Annotated in this window: 18 protein-coding genes; 5 read left to right on the forward strand and 13 right to left on the reverse strand. The window is 74.9% G+C overall.

Annotation, left to right across the window (positions count from 1 at the left end; translation table 11 throughout):
* Positions 1 to 27 precede the first annotated feature (27 nt).
* Genes CRP39_RS10855 through CRP39_RS10885 form a run of 7 tightly spaced genes read right to left on the reverse strand, consistent with a single transcriptional unit; the run spans position 28 to position 8422 of the window.
* A complete protein-coding gene (locus CRP39_RS10855) occupies positions 28 to 1761 on the reverse strand; it encodes a CocE/NonD family hydrolase (RefSeq protein WP_097206409.1) in 1734 nt (577 codons plus the stop codon).
* Positions 1754 to 2701: an MBL fold metallo-hydrolase gene (locus tag CRP39_RS10860; protein WP_216359695.1), complete on the reverse strand. Its 948-nt coding sequence runs from the start codon at positions 2699 to 2701 to the stop codon at positions 1754 to 1756. The genes CRP39_RS10855 and CRP39_RS10860 overlap by 8 nt, the downstream gene beginning before the upstream one ends.
* Positions 2702 to 2706: 5 nt before the next feature.
* A complete protein-coding gene (locus tag CRP39_RS10865; RefSeq protein WP_097206410.1) occupies positions 2707 to 3630 on the reverse strand; it encodes an alpha/beta hydrolase in 924 nt (307 codons plus the stop codon).
* Positions 3627 to 4739 carry an FAD-dependent oxidoreductase gene (locus tag CRP39_RS10870; protein WP_097206411.1) on the reverse strand — a complete coding sequence of 371 codons (1113 nt, stop codon included), beginning with the start codon at positions 4737 to 4739 and terminating at the stop codon, positions 3627 to 3629. The genes CRP39_RS10865 and CRP39_RS10870 overlap by 4 nt, the downstream gene beginning before the upstream one ends.
* Before the next feature lie 12 nt (positions 4740 to 4751).
* Entirely contained in the window at positions 4752 to 5720 is a 969-nt protein-coding gene (locus CRP39_RS10875; RefSeq protein WP_097206412.1) for a phosphotriesterase family protein, read from the reverse strand.
* A 26-nt stretch (positions 5721 to 5746) separates the two neighbouring features.
* Positions 5747 to 6727 carry a phosphotriesterase family protein gene (locus CRP39_RS10880; protein ID WP_097206413.1) on the reverse strand — a complete coding sequence of 327 codons (981 nt, stop codon included), beginning with the start codon at positions 6725 to 6727 and terminating at the stop codon, positions 5747 to 5749.
* 18 nt (positions 6728 to 6745) lie between these two features.
* Entirely contained in the window at positions 6746 to 8422 is a 1677-nt protein-coding gene (locus CRP39_RS10885) for an MFS transporter (RefSeq protein ID WP_097206414.1), read from the reverse strand.
* 194 nt (positions 8423 to 8616) lie between these two features.
* On the opposite strand from CRP39_RS10885, the gene CRP39_RS28010 reads away from it, so the two are divergent.
* The 5 genes from CRP39_RS28010 to CRP39_RS26780 all read left to right on the forward strand — a co-directional run bounded on the left by CRP39_RS28010 (position 8617) and on the right by CRP39_RS26780 (position 12847).
* Complete coding sequence (locus CRP39_RS28010) at positions 8617 to 8748, forward strand: hypothetical protein (RefSeq protein WP_260180061.1); 132 nt, start codon at positions 8617 to 8619, stop codon at positions 8746 to 8748.
* Between the two features lie 208 nt (positions 8749 to 8956).
* Entirely contained in the window at positions 8957 to 10135 is a 1179-nt protein-coding gene (locus CRP39_RS10890) for a cytochrome P450 (RefSeq protein ID WP_097206415.1), read from the forward strand.
* A gap of 137 nt (positions 10136 to 10272) precedes the next feature.
* Entirely contained in the window at positions 10273 to 11208 is a 936-nt protein-coding gene (locus CRP39_RS10895) for a LysR family transcriptional regulator (RefSeq protein WP_097206416.1), read from the forward strand.
* 341 nt (positions 11209 to 11549) lie between these two features.
* Entirely contained in the window at positions 11550 to 12542 is a 993-nt protein-coding gene (locus CRP39_RS10900; RefSeq protein ID WP_143426609.1) for an ABC transporter substrate-binding protein, read from the forward strand.
* A 134-nt stretch (positions 12543 to 12676) separates the two neighbouring features.
* Complete coding sequence (locus tag CRP39_RS26780; RefSeq protein WP_172442395.1) at positions 12677 to 12847, forward strand: hypothetical protein; 171 nt, start codon at positions 12677 to 12679, stop codon at positions 12845 to 12847.
* Positions 12848 to 12884: 37 nt separating this feature from the next.
* Here the strand turns inward: CRP39_RS26780 and CRP39_RS10905 are convergent, their stop codons facing one another.
* From CRP39_RS10905 to CRP39_RS10930, 6 genes are all read right to left on the reverse strand, one after another.
* Positions 12885 to 13883, reverse strand: a complete 999-nt coding sequence (locus CRP39_RS10905) for an MsnO8 family LLM class oxidoreductase (protein ID WP_245853777.1) — start codon at positions 13881 to 13883, stop codon at positions 12885 to 12887.
* Between the two features lie 465 nt (positions 13884 to 14348).
* Positions 14349 to 15158 (reverse strand): DUF4386 domain-containing protein, encoded by an 810-nt coding sequence (locus tag CRP39_RS10910; protein WP_097206418.1) that lies wholly within the window; start codon positions 15156 to 15158, stop codon positions 14349 to 14351.
* On the reverse strand, positions 15155 to 15907 hold the full coding sequence (locus CRP39_RS10915) for a DUF4386 domain-containing protein (protein ID WP_097206419.1): 753 nt from the start codon (positions 15905 to 15907) through the stop codon (positions 15155 to 15157). Before CRP39_RS10915 ends, CRP39_RS10910 begins: the two co-directional genes overlap by 4 nt.
* Before the next feature lie 128 nt (positions 15908 to 16035).
* Complete coding sequence (locus CRP39_RS10920; protein WP_097206420.1) at positions 16036 to 17028, reverse strand: NAD-dependent epimerase/dehydratase family protein; 993 nt, start codon at positions 17026 to 17028, stop codon at positions 16036 to 16038.
* Positions 17025 to 19610 carry an alpha/beta fold hydrolase gene (locus tag CRP39_RS10925; RefSeq protein WP_245853778.1) on the reverse strand — a complete coding sequence of 862 codons (2586 nt, stop codon included), beginning with the start codon at positions 19608 to 19610 and terminating at the stop codon, positions 17025 to 17027. Before CRP39_RS10925 ends, CRP39_RS10920 begins: the two co-directional genes overlap by 4 nt.
* The gene (locus CRP39_RS10930) at positions 19607 to 20632 is read right to left on the reverse strand and encodes a 3-oxoacyl-ACP synthase III (protein WP_097206421.1); all 1026 of its coding nucleotides are present in this window, start codon (positions 20630 to 20632) and stop codon (positions 19607 to 19609) included. The genes CRP39_RS10925 and CRP39_RS10930 overlap by 4 nt, the downstream gene beginning before the upstream one ends.
* Between the last annotated feature and the right edge of the window lie 26 nt (positions 20633 to 20658).

A 20658-nucleotide genomic window follows, 5' to 3' on the forward strand; every position in this document is an offset into this window, starting at 1 on the left:
ACCCGTCCGCTCCGGCCGGTGGTCCCGCTACCGCGCGGCTGCCACCCGCGTCGTGAACGGCAGCACGAGCCGCGACGGGTGGCGGGCGTCGCGGTAGACCTTGTGGGTGACCGGCCGGCCGACGGGCAGGTGGAAGGCGTCCGGCGGCAGCAGCGAGTTGTGCTCGTCAGCCAGGGGCTCGTCGTTGGACAGCTCGGTCACCAGCCGGTGACCGGGCAGGAACGTGGCCGCGAACGGGTAGAGACGGACGACGTACTCCTCGATCGCTCCCGGCTCCACCGGCACGGCGCGGGTGTGCGGGTGGTAGGGATTGCCCTCGGTCGTCCGCTCCTCGTCCAGCTCGCGGTGCGAGGCCTTGAGGTAGCCGGTGGTGATGAGCTGGCGCCGGCCGTTCGGCGCGACGTCCCACAGCCGCACGATGACGTTGGTGTCCGGCTGGTCGATCTCGATGAACAGGTGCGCCGCGCCGGCGCCGATCAGCTCGGTGGGTTCCTCGAACGGCGCGGTGCTCCAGCTGAGGATCTGCACCTCGTCGGTCACCGTCAGCGGCGCCTGGTACCAGCCGTCCGGCGCGGCGTGCTCCGGGCCCATCAGCTCCGGCCCGCCGGAGAGCCTGCCGCGGGGACGCAGGTACAGCGGCCGGTACTCGACGTCCCTCGGCGGCCACTGCGCGGCGGTGACGACCTCGCGGGAGCCCTCGACGAAGACGTTCACGGCGGGCTTGTCCATGATCCCGTTGTCGACGCCCTTGAGCCAGTACTCGTACCAGCGGAACATCTCGTCGTGCTCCTCGACCCAGGGGCGCGACTGCATGGGCGGGTAGGAGCCGATGACCAGCTTCTTCGGGCCCTTCAGCGTCTCGAACAGCTCGATGTGCCCGTCCACGGTCCAGCCGCGGCCCTGGTCGATCTGCAGGTAGACCGGGATGTCGATGTCCTGGGCCAGGTTGATCGGGTTGCGCTCCTCGTACCAGTCGCCGTCGAGCTCGTTGAGCACGATGTCGAACCAGGCCTCGTGGTGCTCGGGGTAGTGCAGCAGGTGCACGAGGTTGGGCCAGGCGGCGACGTCGGGGTCCTGCAGGCGCTCGGCGACGCGCTTGGCGACCTCCTCGGGGGAGTACGTCTCGAGCATCCGCGAGGTGATCCGGTCGGTGAAGGCCCAGCCGGAGTCACCGCCGCGGCCCTCCCGGGCGGCGCGCGGCATGAACCACATCACGCCGCCGTGATAGGTGGTCTCGTAGAAGTCGAAGTGCCCACCGCTGACGAAGATCGCCTTGAGGTGCGGCGGGCGCTCGGCCGCGGCCAGCACCTGCATGGACCCGAAGTAGGAGATGCCGATCATGCCGACGTTGCCGTCGCACCACGGCTGCTCGGCGACCCATTCGATGAGGTCGTAGGCGTCCTGGCCGAGGGACACGCCGCCGGCGTTGTAGTTGCCGACGTGCTCGCCCTCCGACGCCCCGGAGCCGCGGAGGTCGCCGATGACGTGGGCGTAGTCCTCGGCGACCACGCGGGCGATGTCGCCGGCCTCGATGCAGCCGTCCCACATGGGGCTGGGCCGGCGCTGGGGCGGCATGGTCAGCGCCAGGGCCTGCAGCTCCTTGCCGTACGGGCTGAGTGCGACCAGCGCCGGGCGCGGCTCGTCCCCGACGCCGGAGTAGACGTCGGCGGCCAGCGTGACGCCGTCGCGCATCGGGACGCGCAGGTCCTTGCGGACGCTGATCGTCTGGGTGCCGGCCTGGACCTGCCGGATGTCAGCCATGTGCACGCAACTCCTCGTTCTCGTACAGCTCGCGGTAGCCGTGCAGCGTCGTGAAGAAGGGCGACGGCTCGAGCGTGGGATCGCCGGTGTAGCCGAGCTCCTCGGCGACGGGGGCGAAGGGGGAGTGGGGTGAGTCGGTCTCCCGCAGCCCGTCGGCCAGGTACCGGGCGGCGGCCGCGGAGACGCGGGCCTCGATGTCCAGGCTGCCCTGCAGCGCCTGCTGTGCCTGCTCGCGGTCCAGCTCGACGCCGTAGGGGACGCCCTCGGCCGTGCGGTACGGGTGCCCGAGGTACAGGTGCCGCGGGCGGACGACGTCGCGCAGGTGCTCCAGGCCGGCGCGGTACGCACGCGGGTCCTCGAACCCCGGGAAGCCGTTGGCCGCCCCGTGCACCTGCACGGCGTCGCCGACGAACACGTCGTCCTGGCCGTCGACGACGTACGCGACCGACCCGGCCGTGTGGCCGGGGATCGCGTGCACCGAGACGGTGACGTCGCCGCCCAGGGACAGCGTCTCGCCGCCGCGGACGAGCACCGTCGGCTCCATCTCGCCGGAGATCGCGCCGGCGGCCATCGCCGTCTGCCTGGCCTCGGCCTCCGGGTCGTGCAGGTAGCGCGCCCGCACGTCCAGGTAGTTCTGCACGTGCGCGCGGCGGGAGCGCAGCAGCGGCGCGTCGGCCGCGGCGATCACGACCTGCGCGCGCCGGCCGGTGAGCTCCCACAGGGCGTGCGCGCCGCCGACGTGGTCGATGTGGCCGTGGGTCAGCAGGATCCAGCGGACGTCCTCGATGCGGCGGCCGAGGGCTTCCAGCGCGGGGGCCATGCCCTCGGCGGGGGAGGAGGCGACGCCGGTGTCGACGATGGCCGGCTCCGGTGCGTCGAGGAAGAAGCTGTAGAGCCCGAACCGGCCCCACGGCGAGACCAGCGGGTGGATCGCGGCCACGGCGATCAGCTCCGCTTCAGGAAGTCGGCGGTCTCCTGGAACACCCGGGAGAACTCCGGGATCCAGGAGAAGTTGACGACGAACCCGTGGTTGGCGCCGGCGTAGCGGCTCACCGTGGCGTCCACCCCGGCCTCCTGCAGCCGCCGGCCGTAGAGCTCGCCCTCGTCCCGCAGCGGGTCGTGCTCGGCGGTGACGACCAGGGCCGGCGGGAGGTCGGCGAGGTCGGCCCGCTTGATCGGGGAGACGAGGGGGTCGGCGGGGTCGGCTCCGCTGTCGAGGTAGAAGGCGTTGAACGGCTTCAGCCCGGCCGTCTCCAGCCCGTACCCCTCGGCGTTCTCCCGCAGGGAGGCGTAGCGGTCGACGTCGAGGTCCAGGTCCAGGGAGGGGTAGAAGAGCACCTGGTGGGTGATGCGGTCGAACCCGTCGTCGGCGGCCATCGCGGCGACGGCGGCGACGAAGGTGCCGCCGGAGCTGTCCCCGGCGACGGCGAGGGTCCGGCCGTCCCAGGCCAGCTCCTCGCCGTGCTCGGCGGCCCAGCGGACCACGCCGTAGCAGTCCTGCAGCCCGGCGGGGAACGCCGCCTCGGGCGCCCGCCGGTACCCGACGGAGACCACCCTGAGCCCGGTGGCCGTCGCCAGGGACCGCGCGATGTGGTCGTGGGTCTCCAGGCTGCCCAGGAAGAACGCGCCGCCGTGGAAGTACACGAGCAGTCCGTACGCGTCGGACTCGGCCGGCGTGTAGACCCGCACCGGGACGTCGCCGGCCGGCGTGGTCACGGTGCGGTCCTCGACCGCGTGCAGCGGCAGCCGTTCGGCGACCGGCGGCACCTGCGCCTCCTCGGCGGCGCGCATGGCGACCGGGTCGAGGGGGCCCGGCGGGGGAGCGGGCATCGAGGCCAGCGCCGCGGCCACCTGGGGGTGCAGGGTCATCGGGTCGCCTGCGCCGCGGGCTTCTGGCCGGGGAAGACGTCCTCGAGCTCGTCATCGGTCCAGCCGTGGCGGGAGATGGCCTGCAGCTCGTCGGTGACGGGCTTGCGCTCGGCCTGGAAGGCGGCGAGCGCCGCCGGGACCGAGTCGGCCGCCAGCAGGGCGTCGACCAGGGCGCCGGCATCCATGATCGCGGAGTTCGCGCCCTGGCCCTGGTGGTGCAGCATCGCGTGGGCCGAGTCGCCCAGCAGGGTCGCCGAGTCGGTGTGCCAGGTGTCGACCGGGTCGATGTCGTAGACGGCGCGGACGTTGACCGCCGCCATGTCGAGGTCGCGGGCGATGGCGACGATGCGCTCGTCGAAGCCCTCAACGGTCGCCAGGAGGTCCTCCCCGGTGACCGTCGGCGCCCAGGTGCCGTCCGGGTCCAGGGCGGTGATGTCGAAGGACAGCCCGTCGCGGTGGCGCAGCGGCAGCAGGTAGACCTTCGTGCCGCGGCCGATGTACATGCGCAGGTTGTCGTCGACGACCGTCCCGTGGGCGGCGCTGGTCGGGATCACCACGCGGTAGGCGTGCTCACCGGCGAACACCGGCTCGTGGTCGCCGAACAGCTGCTGGCGGACCGTCGACTTGATGCCGTCGGCGCCGATGACCAGGTCGGCCTCGACGGTCTCGCCGTTGGTGAACCGGAGGACGGTGCTCGCCCCGCGGTCCTCGAGGCTCTCCAGCTTGTGGCCGAGACGGATCATGCCCTCGGGCAGCACACCGGTGAGAGCGTCGATGAAGTCGCCGCGGTGGATGAGATGGGTGTGGGTCTTCACCTCGTAGTCGTCCATTCCCGGCCACGAGTCCTTCGCGATCGGGTCGCCGGTGGCGGTGAGGATCTCGAAGTAGTCGCTCGGCGAGCTCACCGCGGCGATCGCGTCGAAGATCCCCCACCGGCGGAAGAGGTCCATGGTCGACGGGCGCAGGCCGATGCCGGCACCGACCTCGCCGATCGCGGGGGCCTGCTCGTACACGGTGACGTCGGCGCCCTGCAGGCTGAGCCCCTTGGCGACGGTGGCGCCCCCGTACCCCGCACCCACGACGGCGATCTCCAGGTTCGTGATGTCCATGGTCGTTCTCTCTCAGTTCGTGGTGAGGGTCAGGAAGTCGGCGGGGTTCTCGACGAAGATCCGGTGGATCATGGCGTCGTCGATGCCCTCCGCCCTCAGGTCGGGGATGAGCTGCTCGTAGATGTAGTTGACGGTGTGCCCCTCGACGCCGGGCCAGCCCAGCGGGCTGCAGTTGGCGTCGGCGGAGGCGAGCACCTGGTCGACGTGGCCTTCGCCGATCAGGCGGAGGAAGTGCTCGAGCCGCTCGCGGCGGTGGCGGCCCCAGAACGGGGGGTCCGGCAGCTCGAGGTCGTAGCCGAAGGTGTCGAAGCCGATCCGGCCGCCCCCGCCGAGGATCGCCGTCTCGTTCACCCTGCCCTGGCTGACGCCGTCGTCGGCGTGCCCGAACAGCACGCGGTCCAGCGGCAGCCCCTCCTCGGCGAAGACCGCCAGCGCCGGCTCCACGTCCACCGCCAGGTGGGTGAAGATCGGCACCCCGGTGAGGAGCGCGGCGCGCGCCGCTGCGCGGTAGATGCGCAGGTCGAGTTCCCTCATCCGGAAGCCGCGGCTCACGCCGACCTTGATGATCCCGGCCCTGCTCCCGGTGTCGCCGATGCCGACGGTGATCTCGTGCACGAACTGGCGCATGAGGTAGTCGACGGTGGCGTCGGCGAAGAAGCGCAGCGCGGTGTCGCCGCCGACGAAACCGGTGGCCGCGACGATGTGGACGCCGGTCTTCGCCGAGAGCGACTTGTAGTAGTCGACGTCGCGGCCGTTGCAGATCCCGGTGGCGTCGACGAACGTGCAACCGCCGTACTCCCGGCTGTACTCGGCGAACCGGCGCAGCTTCGGGACGGTCTCCTCGTAGCGCTGCTCGGGGGTCTTCCACCACTGGGTGTCGAGCTCCGAGCCGGGCATGCCGTAGCCGATGTGCTCGTGGACGGCGACGAGGCCGAGCTCCTCGGCCGCGATCGGGCCCAGGACCGTGTTGACGCGGGACATGTTCTGCCTCTCTCCTGGTATCCGGCTCAGCGGACCGCGAGGAGGTCGCGCGGGTTGGCGACCAGGATCTGCTGGACGTCCTCGTCGGCGACGCCGTGCGAGGTGAGCAGCGGCGCGAACGCGGTGAGCACGTGCGCGTAGGGCAGCTCGTAGTCGGGGTGGCCCTTCGCCACGCCGATCGCGTTGCCCGACAGCAGCACGCGGTGGGCGTGGCCGGCGGCGACGAGTTGGGCGACCAGGTCGGCGCGCTCGGCGTCCCGGATGTGGTGGTCGGAGTCGTTCCGGCCGACGTGGTCGATGGCGACGTAGGCGCCGCGCTCGGCCACGGCGGCGGGCCAGCCGGCCGCGACGGCCTCGGTCCGGTCGAGGTTCCCGACGACGACGCGGTCGGCGGGCAGCCCCTCGTCCAGGAGGAGCTGCAGCTCGGCCAGCGGATCGGCCCCGTAGCGGATCGACACCGGGACGCCGGTGGCCACTGCCGCGCGGGCCGCGCCCCGGAACAGGCTCTCGTCGGTGGGTGTCGGGCCGCCGCGCGTGGCGCAGGTGGCCACCAGGCCGGCGGCTCGGCGCCGCTCCACGCGGGGGACCACCATGCCCTCGGTGACCTCCCGGCCGAAGAGGTCGGCGAACTTCTCGGCCGGCCACGGCGTGGGCGGGTCGGTCTGGGGGGTGAGGAAGTAGCCGCCGAGGTCCTCCTCGGGGCCCAGGCCGGTCGAGGCGACGACGTGCACGCCGGTCGAGCGCGACAGGGCCTCGTACAGCTTCACGTCGCGGCCGTGGAACATGCCGGTGCTGTCGACGACGGTCCGGCCACCGGCGGCGCGGAAGGCGGCCAGCTTCCCGGCCAGGACCTCGAAGATCTCGGCCCGGTCCATGGAGATGTCGTACGCGTGCTCGGCCCCCGGGACCACGGAGAGCAGGGCCTCGTGGATCGCGACGACGCCCAGGTCGTCGGCGGGGACGGGGCCGAGGACGGTGTTGACCGTCCGGCTCGTGGCAGTGGTCATGGCTGTGGTCGTCCTCTCTCAGACGCCGTCGGTGGCCAGCGGTCGCTCGGCCCGGGACGCCGGCACGGTGCCGGTGACGCCGGTCTCGCCGGGGAGCTCGGGGTGCAGGGGGTCGTGCAGCGACTCGCTCGTCGGCTGCCCGTCCTGCGTGCGGCTGGACAGGCCGAACAGCGTCAGCAGACCGGCCGCGAGCGCCGCGATCGAGCAGACGACGAAGGCCGTGGAGAACCCGTCGCCGAGGGCGGTCATGGCCAGTTGCTGGGCCGCGCCGCCCGGGGCCTCCGGGGGCAGGCTGTTGACCGCGAGCGGGCCACCGGCCTGGAACACCGCGGTGGCGGCGGCGGCCTGGTCGGGCGCGAGGTCGGCGGTGGCGAGGGCCGCGCCGAGCTGCTCGCCGGCCGTGCTGAGGGCGACGGCGCCGACGACGATCGGGCCGAGGGCGAAGCCGAGGTCGCGCAGCAGGTTGGTCGTCGCGCTGGCCATGCCGGCGAGGTGCAGCGGCACGGTGTTGATCGCGACGGCGGTGAAGGAGCTGACCGTCAGCGCGAAGCCGATGCCGATGAGCAGGTCGGGCACGATGAGCGGGGTGAGGCTCGTGCTGGTGACGTCGAGCCGCGAGACCAGCAGGCCACCGATCGCCATGAGGAAGAAGCCGGCGGTGAGCAGCCAGCGCGCCGCGATCCGCTGCAGCAGCCGCCCGACCACGGGGATGAGCACGAACGCCGGGCCCTGCAGGAGCAGGAACGGCAGCGCGACCCGCATGGGGGTCTGGTGCTGGACCGGGCCCAGCCACATGCTGTGCGAGAACAGCAGGCCGAGGAAGCCGAGCATGCCGACCACGGCCACGATCGAGGCGATCGCGAACGACCGGTTGCGGAACAGTCCCAGGTGCAGCAGCGGCGAGCGGGTCCGGGACTCGATGACGAGGAAGGCGGCCAGGAACACCGCGCCGAGGACGAACGCGCCGACGATGTGCGGCTCGGTCCAGCCGTCCTCCGGGCCCTGGACGGCGCCGTAGAGGACCGCGATCAGGCCGACGGCGAAGGTGACCTGACCACCGACGTCCAGGCTGCGGCCCTCGTCGGCCTTCGACTCGACCGCGAGGGCCAGTGAGAGCACCGCGGTGACCACGCCCAGGACGGCGACGACGGCGAAGGAGCCGCGCCACGAACCGATGTCGGCGAACATCCCGCCGAGCAGCGGGGACACCGCGGCACCGGCGGAGAGGAAGCCGACCCACAGGGCGATCCCGCGGGCCCGGGCGTCGGGCGTGTGGGTGACGGCGGCGATGAGCGCCAGCGACGCGGGGAACATCGCGCCGGCGCCGAGGCCGTTGAGCGCGGCACCGACCCACAGCACCTCGACCGCCGGGGCGAACGCGCTGACCAGCGAGCCGACGACCAGCAGGGCGGCGCCGTACACCTGCAGCCTGCGGCGTCCGAACAGGTCACCCAGCACGCCGAAGGTGAGTTCGAAGACGACGACCGCGATCATGAACGCGGCGGTGATCCAGGTGAGCTGGGAGCCGGTGGTCCCCAGGTCGGCCTGGAACAGGCCGTTGAGCGAGGCGGGCAGCGCGTTCGCGACCTGCGCCACCATGACGGCGAGGCAGGCGGCGACCAGGGTCCCGACGACGCGGGTGGGCCGCGCCCCCGCCGAGGACGGAGGCACGACGGCCTCGGGGTTCGTTGCCATGGCTCTCTCCTTCGAGAGTCCAGACACGACCGGTCGCCGGTCGGCTGGAGGAGGGGGCGTCGTGCCGGCGCCTGTGGCAGCGGTCACGAGGACGATGTGCACCATGTCATTTCCCTGTACACAGTGTCAAGTAAAGGTTCGTCTTGTACGGAATCCTGGCCCGGTGGCTACTCGGTGGTCCACCGTGCTCGGCCATGAGCTCCCGCTGTGTCCTCGCCGGGCCCGGGCGCTGGGACGCCGACCACGACCGGCGCGTGGCGGTGCTCGCCGAGAGCTGGAGCGGCCTGCTGACCGACGCCGCGGACCGGTCCGGCCACCGGCCCTGACCCGGTCATGGGGCCCGTGCATGACCCCCATGCACGGTCTTCAGTTCCGCTCCCGCGCGCCGTCCCCTTCGATGCGGGAGGCGGCGGTGCGCGGCGCCGGCGGGGTCTGCCAGCCGCCGTCGGACGCCGATCCGCCGTCATCCACCCGAGCCGCGCAGGGGCGCCCACCGCCGCCCGCGCCGCTCCCGACCCCACGTGAGGTGCACCGATGACCGTGGCCACCCCGGTCTCGTCCGACCTGGACCTGTTCGCCGACGAGGTCCTGCTGGACCCCTACCCGTACTTCGCCGAGCTGCGTGAGCAGGCGCCGGTGGTCCACCTGGAGAAGGCCGGGATCTGGGCGCTGACGCGCCACAGCACGATCCGCGAGGCGCTGGGCAACTGGGCGGTCTTCTCCTCCCGGAGCGTCGCCTTCAACGACCAGATGAACCAGGCGCTCGCCGGCACCAGCCTGGCCACCGACCCACCGGACCACCAGCGGCTGCGCAGCGTCCTCAGCGAGCGGCTCATGCCCCGCGCCGTGCGCGGGCTCCAGGAGGACATCGACGCCAAGGCCGACGCCATGGTCGCCGAGCTGGTCGAACGCGGCTCGTTCGACGCCGTCACCGACCTGGCCAGCGCGCTGCCCCTGGCCGTCGTCGCGGACCTCATCGGGGTGCAGGGGGAGGTCCGGGACAACATGCTCCGCTGGGGCGCCGCGGCGCAGAACGTGCTCGGCCCGATGAACCCGCGCACGGTGGAGAACTTCCCGGTCGCCGGTCAGCTCTTCCAGTGGGCGCACAACGCCCAGGCCGAGGAGCTGGCCGAGGGCAGCATGGGGCGGGCGATCTTCGACGCCGCCGAGCGCGGCGAGATCCCGCCCGAGAGCGCCGGCATGATCATCCACCAGTACGTCGCGGCCGGCCTGGACACGACGATCGCCGGGATCGGGAACGCGATCGCGCAGCTGGCGGCGAACCCCGACCAGTTCGACCTGCTGCGTGCCGACCGGTCGCTCCTGGCGTCCACGTTCGCCGAGGCCCTCCGGTACGAGGCGCCGATCCACGCGATGGGCCGGCTGGTCACCGAGGACGTCGAGATCGAGGGGACGCTCGTCCCCGCCGGCGCGCAGGTCGCCGTCCTCTTCGGCTCCGGCAACCGGGACTCCCGCCGCTACGAGGACCCGGACACGTTCCTGGCCCGGCGCAACCCCCTCGACCACCTCTCCTTCGGGTACGGGGTGCACGGCTGCGCGGGACAGGCCCTGGCCCGGCTGGAGGCCCACGCCGTGCTCGACGCCCTGGCCCGGCGGGTCCGCCGGTTCACCATCGGGCAGCCGGAGCGGCGGCCGCACAACGAGATCCGCAGCCTGTACGCACTGCCGGTGGTGGAGGTCGACCCCGCCTGACGCGCACCGACGACAGCGCCGCCGCCCCGGAGGTCCCGGGGCGGCGCCGCGGTCGTCGTGGCCCCGCGGCCGCGCACCGGATCGCCGGGGGGCGCCTCCCGCGGTCTAGCGTGCCCTGCGGACGAGGGAGGGACGCGATGACCGACGCGGACCCGGCCGCGACGGACGCCGAGCTGTCGCGGCTGGCGTCGGTCGACCTCAACCTGCTCGTCCCGCTCCTGGCCGTCCTCGAGGACCGGTCGGTGACCCGGGCGGCGGCGCGGGTCGGCCTGACGCAGCCGGCGATGAGCCACGCGCTCCGCCGGCTGCGCCGGCTGCTCGGCGACGAGCTGATCGTGCGCCAGGGCAACACGATGACGCTGACCCCGCGCGCCGCGGAACTCATCGCCCCGTTGCGGCGGGCACTGCGCCAGACCGCGCGGGTCGTGGACTTCCCGGCGTTCGACCCCGCCGCCGACAGCCGCGTGATCACCGTCGGCATGACCACCAGCACGGCGCTGGTGATCGGGGACGCGGTGGCGCGCCTGCTCGGTGAGCGGGCGCCGCACGTCACCCTCCGGCTGCTGGCCGAGCGGACGGTCTCCGAGTCGCTCTTCACCGACGAGGGCGTCGACGTCCTGCTCCTGTCCTTCGCCTCCCGGTACCCGCGGGAGCGCCTCTACGACGACCGGTGGGTCGTCATCACCGGCCCCGCTACCCCCGAGGACGCCAGTGCCCTCGACCTGCTGACGACGCTGCCGCACGTGGTGTTCGACGGGGTCCCGCGGTTCCCCGTGCCCTACGCGGTGCTCGACGAGCGGGGGATCCCCTACCGGGTGCGCGACCGGGTCACCGACTACCTGCTCATCCCGCACCTGGTCGCCGGCTCCGGGGCGGTGGCGGTGCACCGCCACCGGGTGACGACGGCGCTCCAGCCGTTGCTCGGGCTGCGCATCGAGGAGTTCCCGTTCCCCATGCCCGGCCTCGGCATCGACATGGTGTGGAACCCGTGGCTGGTCGACGTCGGCTTCACGACCTGGCTGCGCGGGGTCTTCCTCGAGGCGGCCGCGCAGCTCCCGCCGGGCGGCCGGTGACCCCGGGAGCGGACCGGCCCGCCGCCGCCCGGCTCGACGGGGACGTCTCCACCACGGTGGTGCCCGACGCGGGGACCACGTCGGGATCGGCCACCCGGTCGCGCTGATCGCCGTCCTGCGGCTCCTGCTCGACCGCTGCGGGGCGACACCGTCGGGCCGGTGCCGGCCGTCGTGGACCGGCAGGTCAGGACACGGACGGCGGGGTCGTCGAGGTCGGACGGGCCACCCCGGGTTCGTGGTAGTCAGTCCCCGGCCGTCCCGAGAGCCCCGGGACGGCGTGAGGACCGCGGCGACACCCCCAGGGCGCACGACATGTCTGGTCCCGATCCGGAGGAGAGCACGTGGCAACGAGTCGTTCCGTCCTGCATGGCGTCCCCATCGCCATGGCCGCCTGCCTGCTCGTCGCCTGTGGAGGCGACGAGCCGGCCGCCACCGACAGCACGCAGCTGAGCCAGGAGGACCCGGTGTCGATCCTGGTCGGCACCCTCCCGATCCCGGACAACGCCCCGCTCTTCCTCGCCATCCAGGAGGGCTACTTCGAGGAGGAGGGGCTCCAGGTCGAGACCCAGATGGTCGCGGGCGGCTCGGCCGCACTCCCCGCGATGGTCGCGGGCGACCTGCAGTTCAGCAGCTCGAACTGGACCACGGTGCTCCAGGCGGCCAGCCAGGGCCTGCCCGCGCAGATGGTCTGGGAGATGACCGGCCCCAAGGAGGGCGTCAACGGGATCATGGTGGCGGGGAGCGCCCCGTACCAGAGCCCCGCCGACCTGCGGGGCCAGCGGGTCGCGGTGAACACCCTGGCCGGTCTGGTGGAGCTGCAGGTCCGGGAGTGCATGGCCGCCAACGGCCTGCAGGAGGGTGACTACGAGCTCGTCGAGATCCCCTTCCCCGACATGCCGGCGGCCGTCCAGCAGGGCAACGTGGCCGCCGCCTTCATCGGCGAGCCGTTCACCACCCTCGCCGAGGACCAGGGGGCGCGGGTGATCGCCGAACCCTCCACCTGCAGCGAGCGGCTGGCCGAGATGCCCGTCATCGGTTTCATGACCACGTCGCAGTACTCCGCGGAGAACCCCGAGGTCACGGCGGCGTTCGCCCGGGCGCTGGAGCGCGGGGCGGAGCTGGCCGAGTCCGATCCGCAGCAGGTCATCGACATCCTGCCGACGTACACCCAGCTCACGCCCGAGCTGGCCGGGCGCATGACGCTGCCGGCGTGGCTCGAGGACCGGGCACCGAGCACGGACCGGGCCGAGGTGACCCAGGAGGCCATGATCGACTTCGGGTTCATCGACGAGCCGGTCGAGGACCTGGAGGCGCTGATCGCACCGGTCGACTGAGTCCCCGGGCCTCCGGCCGTCCGGTCCGGGAGCCTGCGTCGTCCCCGGGTGCCGGTCCGGCACCCGGGGGCGGCGCCGAGCGCGGGGTGGCGCGCGATCCTGCGAGCGGGGCGGCCCGCTGGTTGACTCGACGGATGGTCGAACCACTGCCGGGGCCGGATCCGCAGATCGACCCGGACGTGCCGGTGCCGGACGACCCGGCGGAGCTGCTGCCCGACGCGCCGGAGCCGCTGCCGCCGCCGCCGATCGAGCCGACGCCCGAGGATCCCGGCGGCGACCCCGGGGGCGTGCCCGAGCCCGCCTGAGCCGCGTGCCGGCAGCGGCGCCCGCTGTCGAGCCGCGTCACGCCGCGCGGCCGAACAGCGCGGCCAGCGCCGCGTCGGAGGCGGCGAGGGCGGCCCGGTCGGAGGTGCTGCCGGCGGCGACCAGCTCGGCGGCGCCGGTGCGGTCGAGCAGCTCGGCGAGGCGGCTCTCCACCTGCGCGGCGGTGCCGGCGATCGCCGCCGCGGCGGTCTGCTCGAGGTACTGCTGCTGGCGTGGGGTGCGGGCGGCGGCCCGGACGGCGGCCACCGGCTCCAGCGGCGGGAACACCCCGGTGGTGCGGGCCTGGGCCATCGCCCACGCCTCGGGCAGCAGCAGGTCGGCGGCCTCCGCGGCGGTGTCGGCGACCAGCACGTCGAGGCTGATCGCCACCCGTGGCCGCGGCTGCTGCGCGGAGGGCCGGAAGGTGCGCCGGTAGCGGGCCAGGGCCTCCAGCCCGGGCTCCGGGTCGCCGGCCACGCCGAGCAGCGGGCCGCCGACGATCACCGGCAGGCCCAGCCCGGCCGCGACCTGCAGGCCGCGGCCCGTGGCCAGCACGTGCAGCGGCACCGGGCCGGCCGGTTGCGGGTGGAGGGTGATCTCCGCCGTCCCGGTCAGGAACGCCCGCAGTTCGCCGAGGTCGGCCGGGAAGTCCCGGTCGGTCTCCCGCAGCGCCCGGCGCACCGGTGGGGTGAAGCCGGGGGAGCGGCCGAGCCCCAGGTCGATCCGGCCCGGCGCGAGGGTCGACAGCGTGGCGAACTGCTCGGCGACCACCAGCGGCTGGTGGTGCGGCAGCATCACGCCGGCCGAGCCGAGCCGGATGGTCGTCGTCCGGCCGGCGACCGCGGCCAGCAGCACCGCCGGCGCCGCGCCGGCCACGCCCGGGACGCCGTGGTGCTCGGCGACCCAGAAGCCGTCGAACCCCAGCCGTTCGGCGTCGGACGCCCGCGCGAGGGAGCCGTGCAGTGCCGCGGCGTCGGGTTCGCCGGCGCGGGTGCGGGACCGGTCCAGCACCGACAGCTGCAGTCCGGTGTCGATCACGGCAGCACCAGCGCCGTCGGGGCGGGGGCTGTTCCACCGGGCGAGGTGGCGTGGCCCGCACGGGCCGGGACCGGGGCGCGGTGCGCGCCGCCGAACCAGGCTCCCTGCTCGCCGCGCCGCGAGAAGCCGTGCGTCGGGCGGCTCGATGCCGCAGTCCCCGACCCGTTGCACGGTCACCGCCGAGCTCGGCGGGCCGCTGGTGGCGCCGGACGCCGCCGGCGACGCCCGGGTCCGGGAGCTCCCGCCGGTCACCTCGGGGACGAGCTCCACCACGGCTTCCGGCGCGGCCTGCGGGACGTCGGCCGGTGGCACGCCGATCCGGCCCCGCTCCCGGTCGTCGAGGCCTACGCCCGTGAGCGGGTCCCCGCCCTCACCGACACCTCCTTCGTGGCACGGGCCCTCAGCAGCGGCCGCCCGGTCGTCGCCGGTCGGGAGCCGCCCGCACCCGCAGGCGCGGCGCGCAGGTCACGGCAGGTCGGTCGGGACGACGTCCGGCGCCGACGGGCGGGGTGTGGGGACGGTCGCGGAGTCGGCGGGGTCGCGCCCGCGAGCGGCGCGGTCCGGGCGGACCGGCCGCAGGAGGACGGCGCCCAGCGCGGCGACCCACAGGCCCCAGCCGACGCTGCCGAGCAGTCCGCCGAGGTCCCAGACGGGGAGCCCGGGGACCGCGGTGGCGAGGACGTCGCCCTGGTTGGTCAGGTAGACCGCGCTGACCACGAGCCCGGTGACCCCCAGCCAGCGGGGCAGCACCCGGGTCCGCAGGATGACCACGCTGAGGGCGACCGACCAGGCGATGCCCAGCAGCTGGCCCAGGTGCTCACCGAGCAGCGCGCCCCCGAACTGGTGCTGCGCGGTCCACGCGGCGTCCACCGCCGCCCGGGTGGCGGCGTCGCCGGTGACGTAGGAGCCGGCCAGCGGCGGCACGACGAACACCCAGCGCAGGAAGCCGATCACGGACAGGACCACCGACGTCGCGCCCACGGCGGTGGCCGCCCGCAGCACCGGGTCCTCGCGCCGGCCGAGCGCGGCGGGCAGCAGCAGCATCGGCACCGCCAGGACGGCGTAGGTCCAGGCGGTGGCGAACCACGTCCACACCAGGCCCGTGCCCCCGGCGACGAAGGCGGGTAGCACCACCTCGACCGGTTCCCGGAGGACGTCGGGCCAGTCGAAGGTCGACGAGAGCGCCGTCGCCGCCGCGGCGAACGTCAGCGCTCCGCCGAGGAAGAGGCCGCCGGTCGCCCGGCACAGGCCGGTGGGCACGGTCGCCGCAGTCATCCGAGGGCCCTCGTCCCGGGAGGGGGCTGGGTGATGGGGCAGGGTGTGAAGCCCTTGAGGACCAGCCAGAGACCGAGGGACAGCTCCCAGACGAAGATCGGGGCGAGCGCGATCGCGGACCACAGGGAGACCTCGTCGTTGACGCCGAACAGGATCCCGAGCTGGGCGGAGAGGAGCAGCGGGGCTCCGACGAGGCCCAGGAGCGGGATCGCGCGGGGCACCAGGCCCGACCGGTACACGAGGGTGCCCAGCAGCAGCGCGTTGACCGTCGCCATGACGCCGGGCCCGAGCAGGAACGTCCAGTCGCGGACCGCGACGAGCGCGGCCCCGACGGGGACCAGGGCGTCGTCGTCCACCCCGGGAGCGCCGGCGACGTCCTGCCGCAGGGTCACGACGGCGAAGAGGCTCACGACGCCGGTGCAGATGATCGCGGCCTCGAGCAGGCGGGAGGTGACGAAGCCGAGCGCCAGGGTCTCGTTGTGCCGTCTCACCACGGGGAACAGCACGACCGCAGTGCCGATGCAGGCCAGGGCGTTGACGACGTCGAGGAGGCCGCCGATGAGGACCTGGGTGTCGGCGCCGGGGCCGAGGACGTAACCGGGGTCGCTCAGCACGGGGTCCAGGAGGAAGACCGCCGGGATCGAGGCTGCGAAGGTGGTGAGGTAGAGCGCGCCCGCCAGGAACGCGGTCCTCCTCAGCGGGGCCATCGGGACCGCGCTGCTCAGCGCCGTCCGGCCGGTGGTCGTCATGGCGGCCTCGTCCCGGGGATCACGCGCCCCGGGACCGAGGCGGTGTCCCGGGGGCCGACGCTAGCACCCGGGGGACGTCCTCCGGCCGCGGACGGCTCCGGGCCCCGCTCCCGCCGCCGAGTCCACGGTCAGCCGGGACGGCCGTCCCCGACCGGCGCCGAGCCGTACCAGGCGGCCAGGCGGGAGAAGCCCTCGTCCAGGCCCACCTCCGGCCGCCACCCCAGGGCGGCGCGGGTCCGCCGCTGGTCGAACCAGTGGGCGGTCGCCAGCTGCTCGGCGAGGAACCGGGTCAGCGGCGGCGTGGACCGTCGCCGGGTGACCGACCACGCCCCCTCCGCGAGCGCACCGGCCAGCCAGGCGGCGGGGAACGGGACGCGACCGCGCGGGCCGGGGACGCCCGCCGCCCGGCACAGCCGGGCCAGGACCTCCCCGACCGGGCGCGGTTCCCCGTTGGAGACGACCAGCGCCTCGCCGTGCACCGGTCCGCAAGCGTCCACCCCGGCCACGAGCGCGCCCGCGGCGTTGTCGACGTAGGTGGTGTCGATGAGCGCGGCGCCCGAGCCGATGACCGGCAGCCTCCCCGCACGGGCCCGCGCGACGACGCGGGCGACCAGCTGGGTGTCGCCCGGGCCCCACACCAGGTGCGGGCGGACGGCCAGCACGGCGAGGGACGGCGCGTCGGCGGCCAGCGCCTCCCGCTCGGCGATCGCCTTGGAGCGGGAGTAGTGCCCGCGGGTGCGGGCGGGGTCGGCCGGTTCGGCCCCGACCCCGGCGAGCGCCGCGCCCGCGTGCGCGACCGAGGGGGAGGAGACGTACACGAAGCGGCCCACCCCGGCGGTTCGACAGCCGGCGAGGAGGGCCCGGGTGCCGTCGACGTTGGCCGAGGCGTAGTCGGCCCACCGGCCGGTGACGTCGACCTTCGCGGCCAGGTGGAGGACGGCGTCCTGACCGCGGAGGGCCCGGGCCGCCACCGCCGGGTCGGCGACGTCGCCGCGGACCTCGCGGCAGGGCAGCCCCGCGGAACGGCGCTGCAGCACGGTGACCTCGTCACCCCGGTCGATCAGTCGCCGGGCCGCGGCCCGCCCGAGCAGGCCGCTGGCGCCGGTGACCAGCACCCTCATGGCCGGCCCGGGCGGGCCCGGCGCCGCGTCCGCGCGCCGGCGAGGACGCGCGCGGCCTGCTCGGCGACCGCGCGCCGGTCGACCTTCGACTGGTGCCGGATGTCGACCGGCAGGGCGGCGGCGACCAGCACCGCGGCGACGTCCACCCGGGCGACGTCCCGGACGGCGTCGGCCAGGCCGGTGCCCGCGAGCGCCGGCCGCCCCCGCAGGCCCGGGCGCCGCCCGGCTCCCGCCGGGACGACGACCACGACGAGCACCTGCGCCCCGGCCGGGCCGACGCCGACCGCCGCGGCGGCCGCGACCCCGTCGAGCTCCTCGACCCGCTGCTCGATCCCGACCGGGGTCACCGGGCCCGCGGCGGTGGTGACCACGTGCGCGAGGCGTCCCTCGATCCACAGCCGCCCCTCGGCGTCCAGGTACCCGACGTCGCCGGTGCGGTGCCACCCGGGCGGGTCCGACGCGGCGCGCTCGGTGGCCCAGAGGGCGTCGTACCGGTCCTTGACGTGCGCGGCGCGGACGCACACCTCACCGCTGACGCCGGGGCGCCCGGTGAGCGGCCCGTCGGCGACGGCGCCGGCCGACAGCGGGCTCACCTGGACCTCGACCCCGGTCAGGGGCCGGCCGACGCACACGCCGTCGCCGGTCCCGGCGGCCTCGATCCCGGCGAGGGAGACGTCGGTGACCGGCAGCGCCTCGGTCATCCCGTACGGGGTGTGCGCCTCGGCCGCGGGGAGGACCGGCCGCAGGGACCACAGCACCGGTGCCGGCACGGGCGCCCCGGCGGACACGAGCAGCCGGACCGCGCCCAGGGCGCGCCGCTGCCCGGCCGTGAGCGCCCCGGCCGTCGCGGCGACCCGGCGCAGCGCGGCGGGGGAGGCGAACACGACCGTGGCGTCGACGGCGGCCGCGGCGTCGGCCAGCGCGGCCGCGGTCAGCGTGCCCGGCGCGGTCACGTCGACGTCGGGGACGGCGGAGCCGATGCCCAGCGCCGGGCCGAGCAGCGCGAACGGCGCGAACGCGGCCACCAGCCGGTCGGCGGCGGTCAGCCCGTACGTGGAGCGGACCAGCTCCACCTGCGCCTGGGCCTGCGCCGACGTGTACACGACCCCCTTGGCGGGTCCGGTGGCTCCGGAGGTGAACAGGACGGCGCAGTCGGCGTCCTCCGGTGGGGCGGCCGGCACCGGGGCCGCGCGGCCGAGGACCTCCAGCTCGCCGAGCGTGTGCCTCGCCCCCAGGGCGCGCCGCGCGGCGGAGCCGATCCGGCCGGCGGCGACCCGGGTGCCGGCCAGGCCCATCAGGCGGGCGGCCACCAGCCCGGCGGCGCTGCCGATCACGTGGTCGACCGCGGCCCCGCGCAGGGCCCGGCGCATCCCCGGGAAGCCGAGTCCCTTGTCGGCCACGACGATCACCGCCCCGGCCCGCCACACGGCGTAGACGGCCGCGGTCAGGTCCGGCGAGGGCTCCACGAGCAGCGCGACGCGGGCGCCGGGACGCACGCCGGCCGCGGCCAGGCCCGCGGCCAGCTGCTCGACGCGCCGGGCCAGCTGCGCCCAGCTCACCGTGCTCCCGCCCGGCGCGACGACCGCGGGGGAGTCGTCGCCGGACCGGTCGGCCAGTGCCGACCACAGGCGCCGGCCGGCGGTGCCGCCGGCTGCGGTCGTCCGCGGCGGGGCGGCCGGGCCCGGACCCGCGGTCAGGTCCGCCACCCACCGGGTGACGGCCTCGGCGTACTGCGGGGCGTCCTCCGGGAGCAGGTGGGACGCGCCCTCGTAGCGGTGCAGCTGGGCGCGCGGCAGCCGGCTCCGGAGGTCGACCAGGTAGCGCTCGCCGAAGACCGGGTCGCGCGGCCCCCACAGCAGCAGCGCCGGCACGTCCAGGCCGCGGATCCCCTCGGCGATGGCCTCCTGGACGGGCCGGGAGGGGTGGCCGGGGGCGAACGGGATGTCGGCGACGAAGTCACCGACCGACGTCCGCCGCGCGGCCGAGCGGTACGGGGCGGCCAGCGCATCGCGGACGGCGGCGGGCAGCGGCGGCCGGGACAGCGACGACGCGGCCCGGACGAACACCGGGGTGCCGACGGTGACGGCCGCGCGCACCCCCGGCAGGTGCGCGGCCCGGATGAGCGCCGGGCCGCGGTCGCCGGCGGGCATCGCGACCGCGGTGTTGGTGAGGACGACGCCGCAGAGGTCCGCCCGGTGCTCCAGGGCCCAGCCCAGCGAGATCACGCCGCCCCAGTCGTGGCCCACCGTGACGACCGGGCCGGTGACGCCCAGCGCCGCGGTGAGGTCGCCCAGGTCGGCCACCCGCTGCTGCAGCGACCGCGGCCCGGTCAGCCGCTCGGACCAGCCCATGCCCAGCTGGTCGGGGGCGACCACCCGCCAGCCCGGCGGCCCGGACCGCAGCAGCCGGCGCCACAGGTAGGACCAGGTGGGGTTGCCGTGGACGCACAGCAGCGTGCCCCTCGGATCCCGGACGCCGTTGTCCAGCACGTGCCAGCGGTGTCCGGTGCCACCGGCGTCGGGGACGGTGAGGAACCGGGACCAGGCCGGGTCGAGCCCGGGCGCCCCGATCGGCACCGTCACCAGGCGAGCTCGAGGCAGCAGACGTTGAGGCCCGAGCCGATCCCCATGAGCAGGACGCGGTCCCCGTCGGACAGGGAGCCCACCTCACCGGCCAGGGTGTACGGGACCGACGCCGGCCCGAGGTTGCCCCGGGTCGGGAAGGTGCGGGGGACTCGACCGGGGTCGATGGCGAAGTGGTCGCACATGGCCTGGGTGTGCACCCGGGACACCTGGTGCATGACGTAGCGGTCCAGGCCCCGGTGCCAGTCGAACTGCTCGGCGGCGTCGGCCCACATGTCCAGGGACAGCGCCAGCCCCGCGTCCAGGAGGCCCTTGAGGTCGGTCCGCATGAGGTCGTTGTCGCCGACGCACAGCTCGTGGTGCTCGGTGCCTGCCCGGCTCACCGAGGCGACCAGCCGGTGTCCCTCCGGGTGCCGGTCGGCCCGGCCGAGCACCATGGCCGCCGCGCCGGAGCCCAGCGTCAGCGTGGCGAACTGGGACAGGACGTCCCCGGAGGCGGTGTCCGCGCGGGACAGGCGGTCGATGGTGCGTTCCTGCACGGGCCGGGAGTCCTCGCCGTTCACGACGAGCGCGTAGTCGATCCGCCCGGAGTCGATCATGGCCGCGGCCAGCTCCATGCCGTTGACGAAGCCGAGACAGGCGTTGGTCACGTCGAAGTTCTGGCACGAGCGCGGCAGCCCGAGCGCATGGTGCACCGCGACCGCGGTGGAGGGCTCGAGGTACCGGCGGCTCACCGACGTGTTGACCATCAGCCCGATCCCGGCGGGGTCCACCCCGCTCTCGCTGATCGCCTTCGCACCGGCCGTGGCCGCCCCGTCGACGAAGGTGACCCCGTCGGCCCACCAGCGGCGCTCGCGCACCCCGGCGAGCCGTTCCAGCAGCCCGGGGCGCAGCCCCACCCGCCGGTAGGTGTCGGACAGGGCCTCGTCGAACCACCCGGAGGTCACCACCCGGGTGGCGTCGGCCGTCTCCACGCTCAGCACGGCCGTGTTGGCGAACCGGTGTGTGGCGTTGCCGCTCATGCGCAGGGTCCCGTCTCCAGGCGGGC

Source organism: Geodermatophilus sabuli (assembly GCF_900215145.1).
GTDB lineage: Bacteria > Actinomycetota > Actinomycetes > Mycobacteriales > Geodermatophilaceae > Geodermatophilus > Geodermatophilus sabuli.

Excerpts from the sequence above, each read along its gene's own strand:
- CRP39_RS28010 (WP_260180061.1), top strand. The coding sequence starts at position 8,617 with ATGAGCTCCCGCTGTGTCCTCGCCGGGCCCGGGCGCTGGGACGCCGAC.
- CRP39_RS10895 (WP_097206416.1), top strand. The coding sequence starts at position 10,273 with ATGACCGACGCGGACCCGGCCGCGACGGACGCCGAGCTGTCGCGGCTG.
- CRP39_RS10885 (WP_097206414.1), bottom strand. The coding sequence starts at position 8,422 with ATGGCAACGAACCCCGAGGCCGTCGTGCCTCCGTCCTCGGCGGGGGCG.
- CRP39_RS26780 (WP_172442395.1), top strand. The coding sequence starts at position 12,677 with ATGGTCGAACCACTGCCGGGGCCGGATCCGCAGATCGACCCGGACGTG.
- CRP39_RS10870 (WP_097206411.1), bottom strand. The coding sequence starts at position 4,739 with ATGGACATCACGAACCTGGAGATCGCCGTCGTGGGTGCGGGGTACGGG.
- CRP39_RS10910 (WP_097206418.1), bottom strand. The coding sequence starts at position 15,158 with ATGACTGCGGCGACCGTGCCCACCGGCCTGTGCCGGGCGACCGGCGGC.
- CRP39_RS10890 (WP_097206415.1), top strand. The coding sequence starts at position 8,957 with ATGACCGTGGCCACCCCGGTCTCGTCCGACCTGGACCTGTTCGCCGAC.
- CRP39_RS10920 (WP_097206420.1), bottom strand. The coding sequence starts at position 17,028 with ATGAGGGTGCTGGTCACCGGCGCCAGCGGCCTGCTCGGGCGGGCCGCG.
- CRP39_RS10865 (WP_097206410.1), bottom strand. The coding sequence starts at position 3,630 with ATGACCCTGCACCCCCAGGTGGCCGCGGCGCTGGCCTCGATGCCCGCT.
- CRP39_RS10915 (WP_097206419.1), bottom strand. The coding sequence starts at position 15,907 with ATGACGACCACCGGCCGGACGGCGCTGAGCAGCGCGGTCCCGATGGCC.
- CRP39_RS10930 (WP_097206421.1), bottom strand. The coding sequence starts at position 20,632 with ATGAGCGGCAACGCCACACACCGGTTCGCCAACACGGCCGTGCTGAGC.
- CRP39_RS10875 (WP_097206412.1), bottom strand. The coding sequence starts at position 5,720 with ATGTCCCGCGTCAACACGGTCCTGGGCCCGATCGCGGCCGAGGAGCTC.
- CRP39_RS10880 (WP_097206413.1), bottom strand. The coding sequence starts at position 6,727 with ATGACCACTGCCACGAGCCGGACGGTCAACACCGTCCTCGGCCCCGTC.
- CRP39_RS10855 (WP_097206409.1), bottom strand. The coding sequence starts at position 1,761 with ATGGCTGACATCCGGCAGGTCCAGGCCGGCACCCAGACGATCAGCGTC.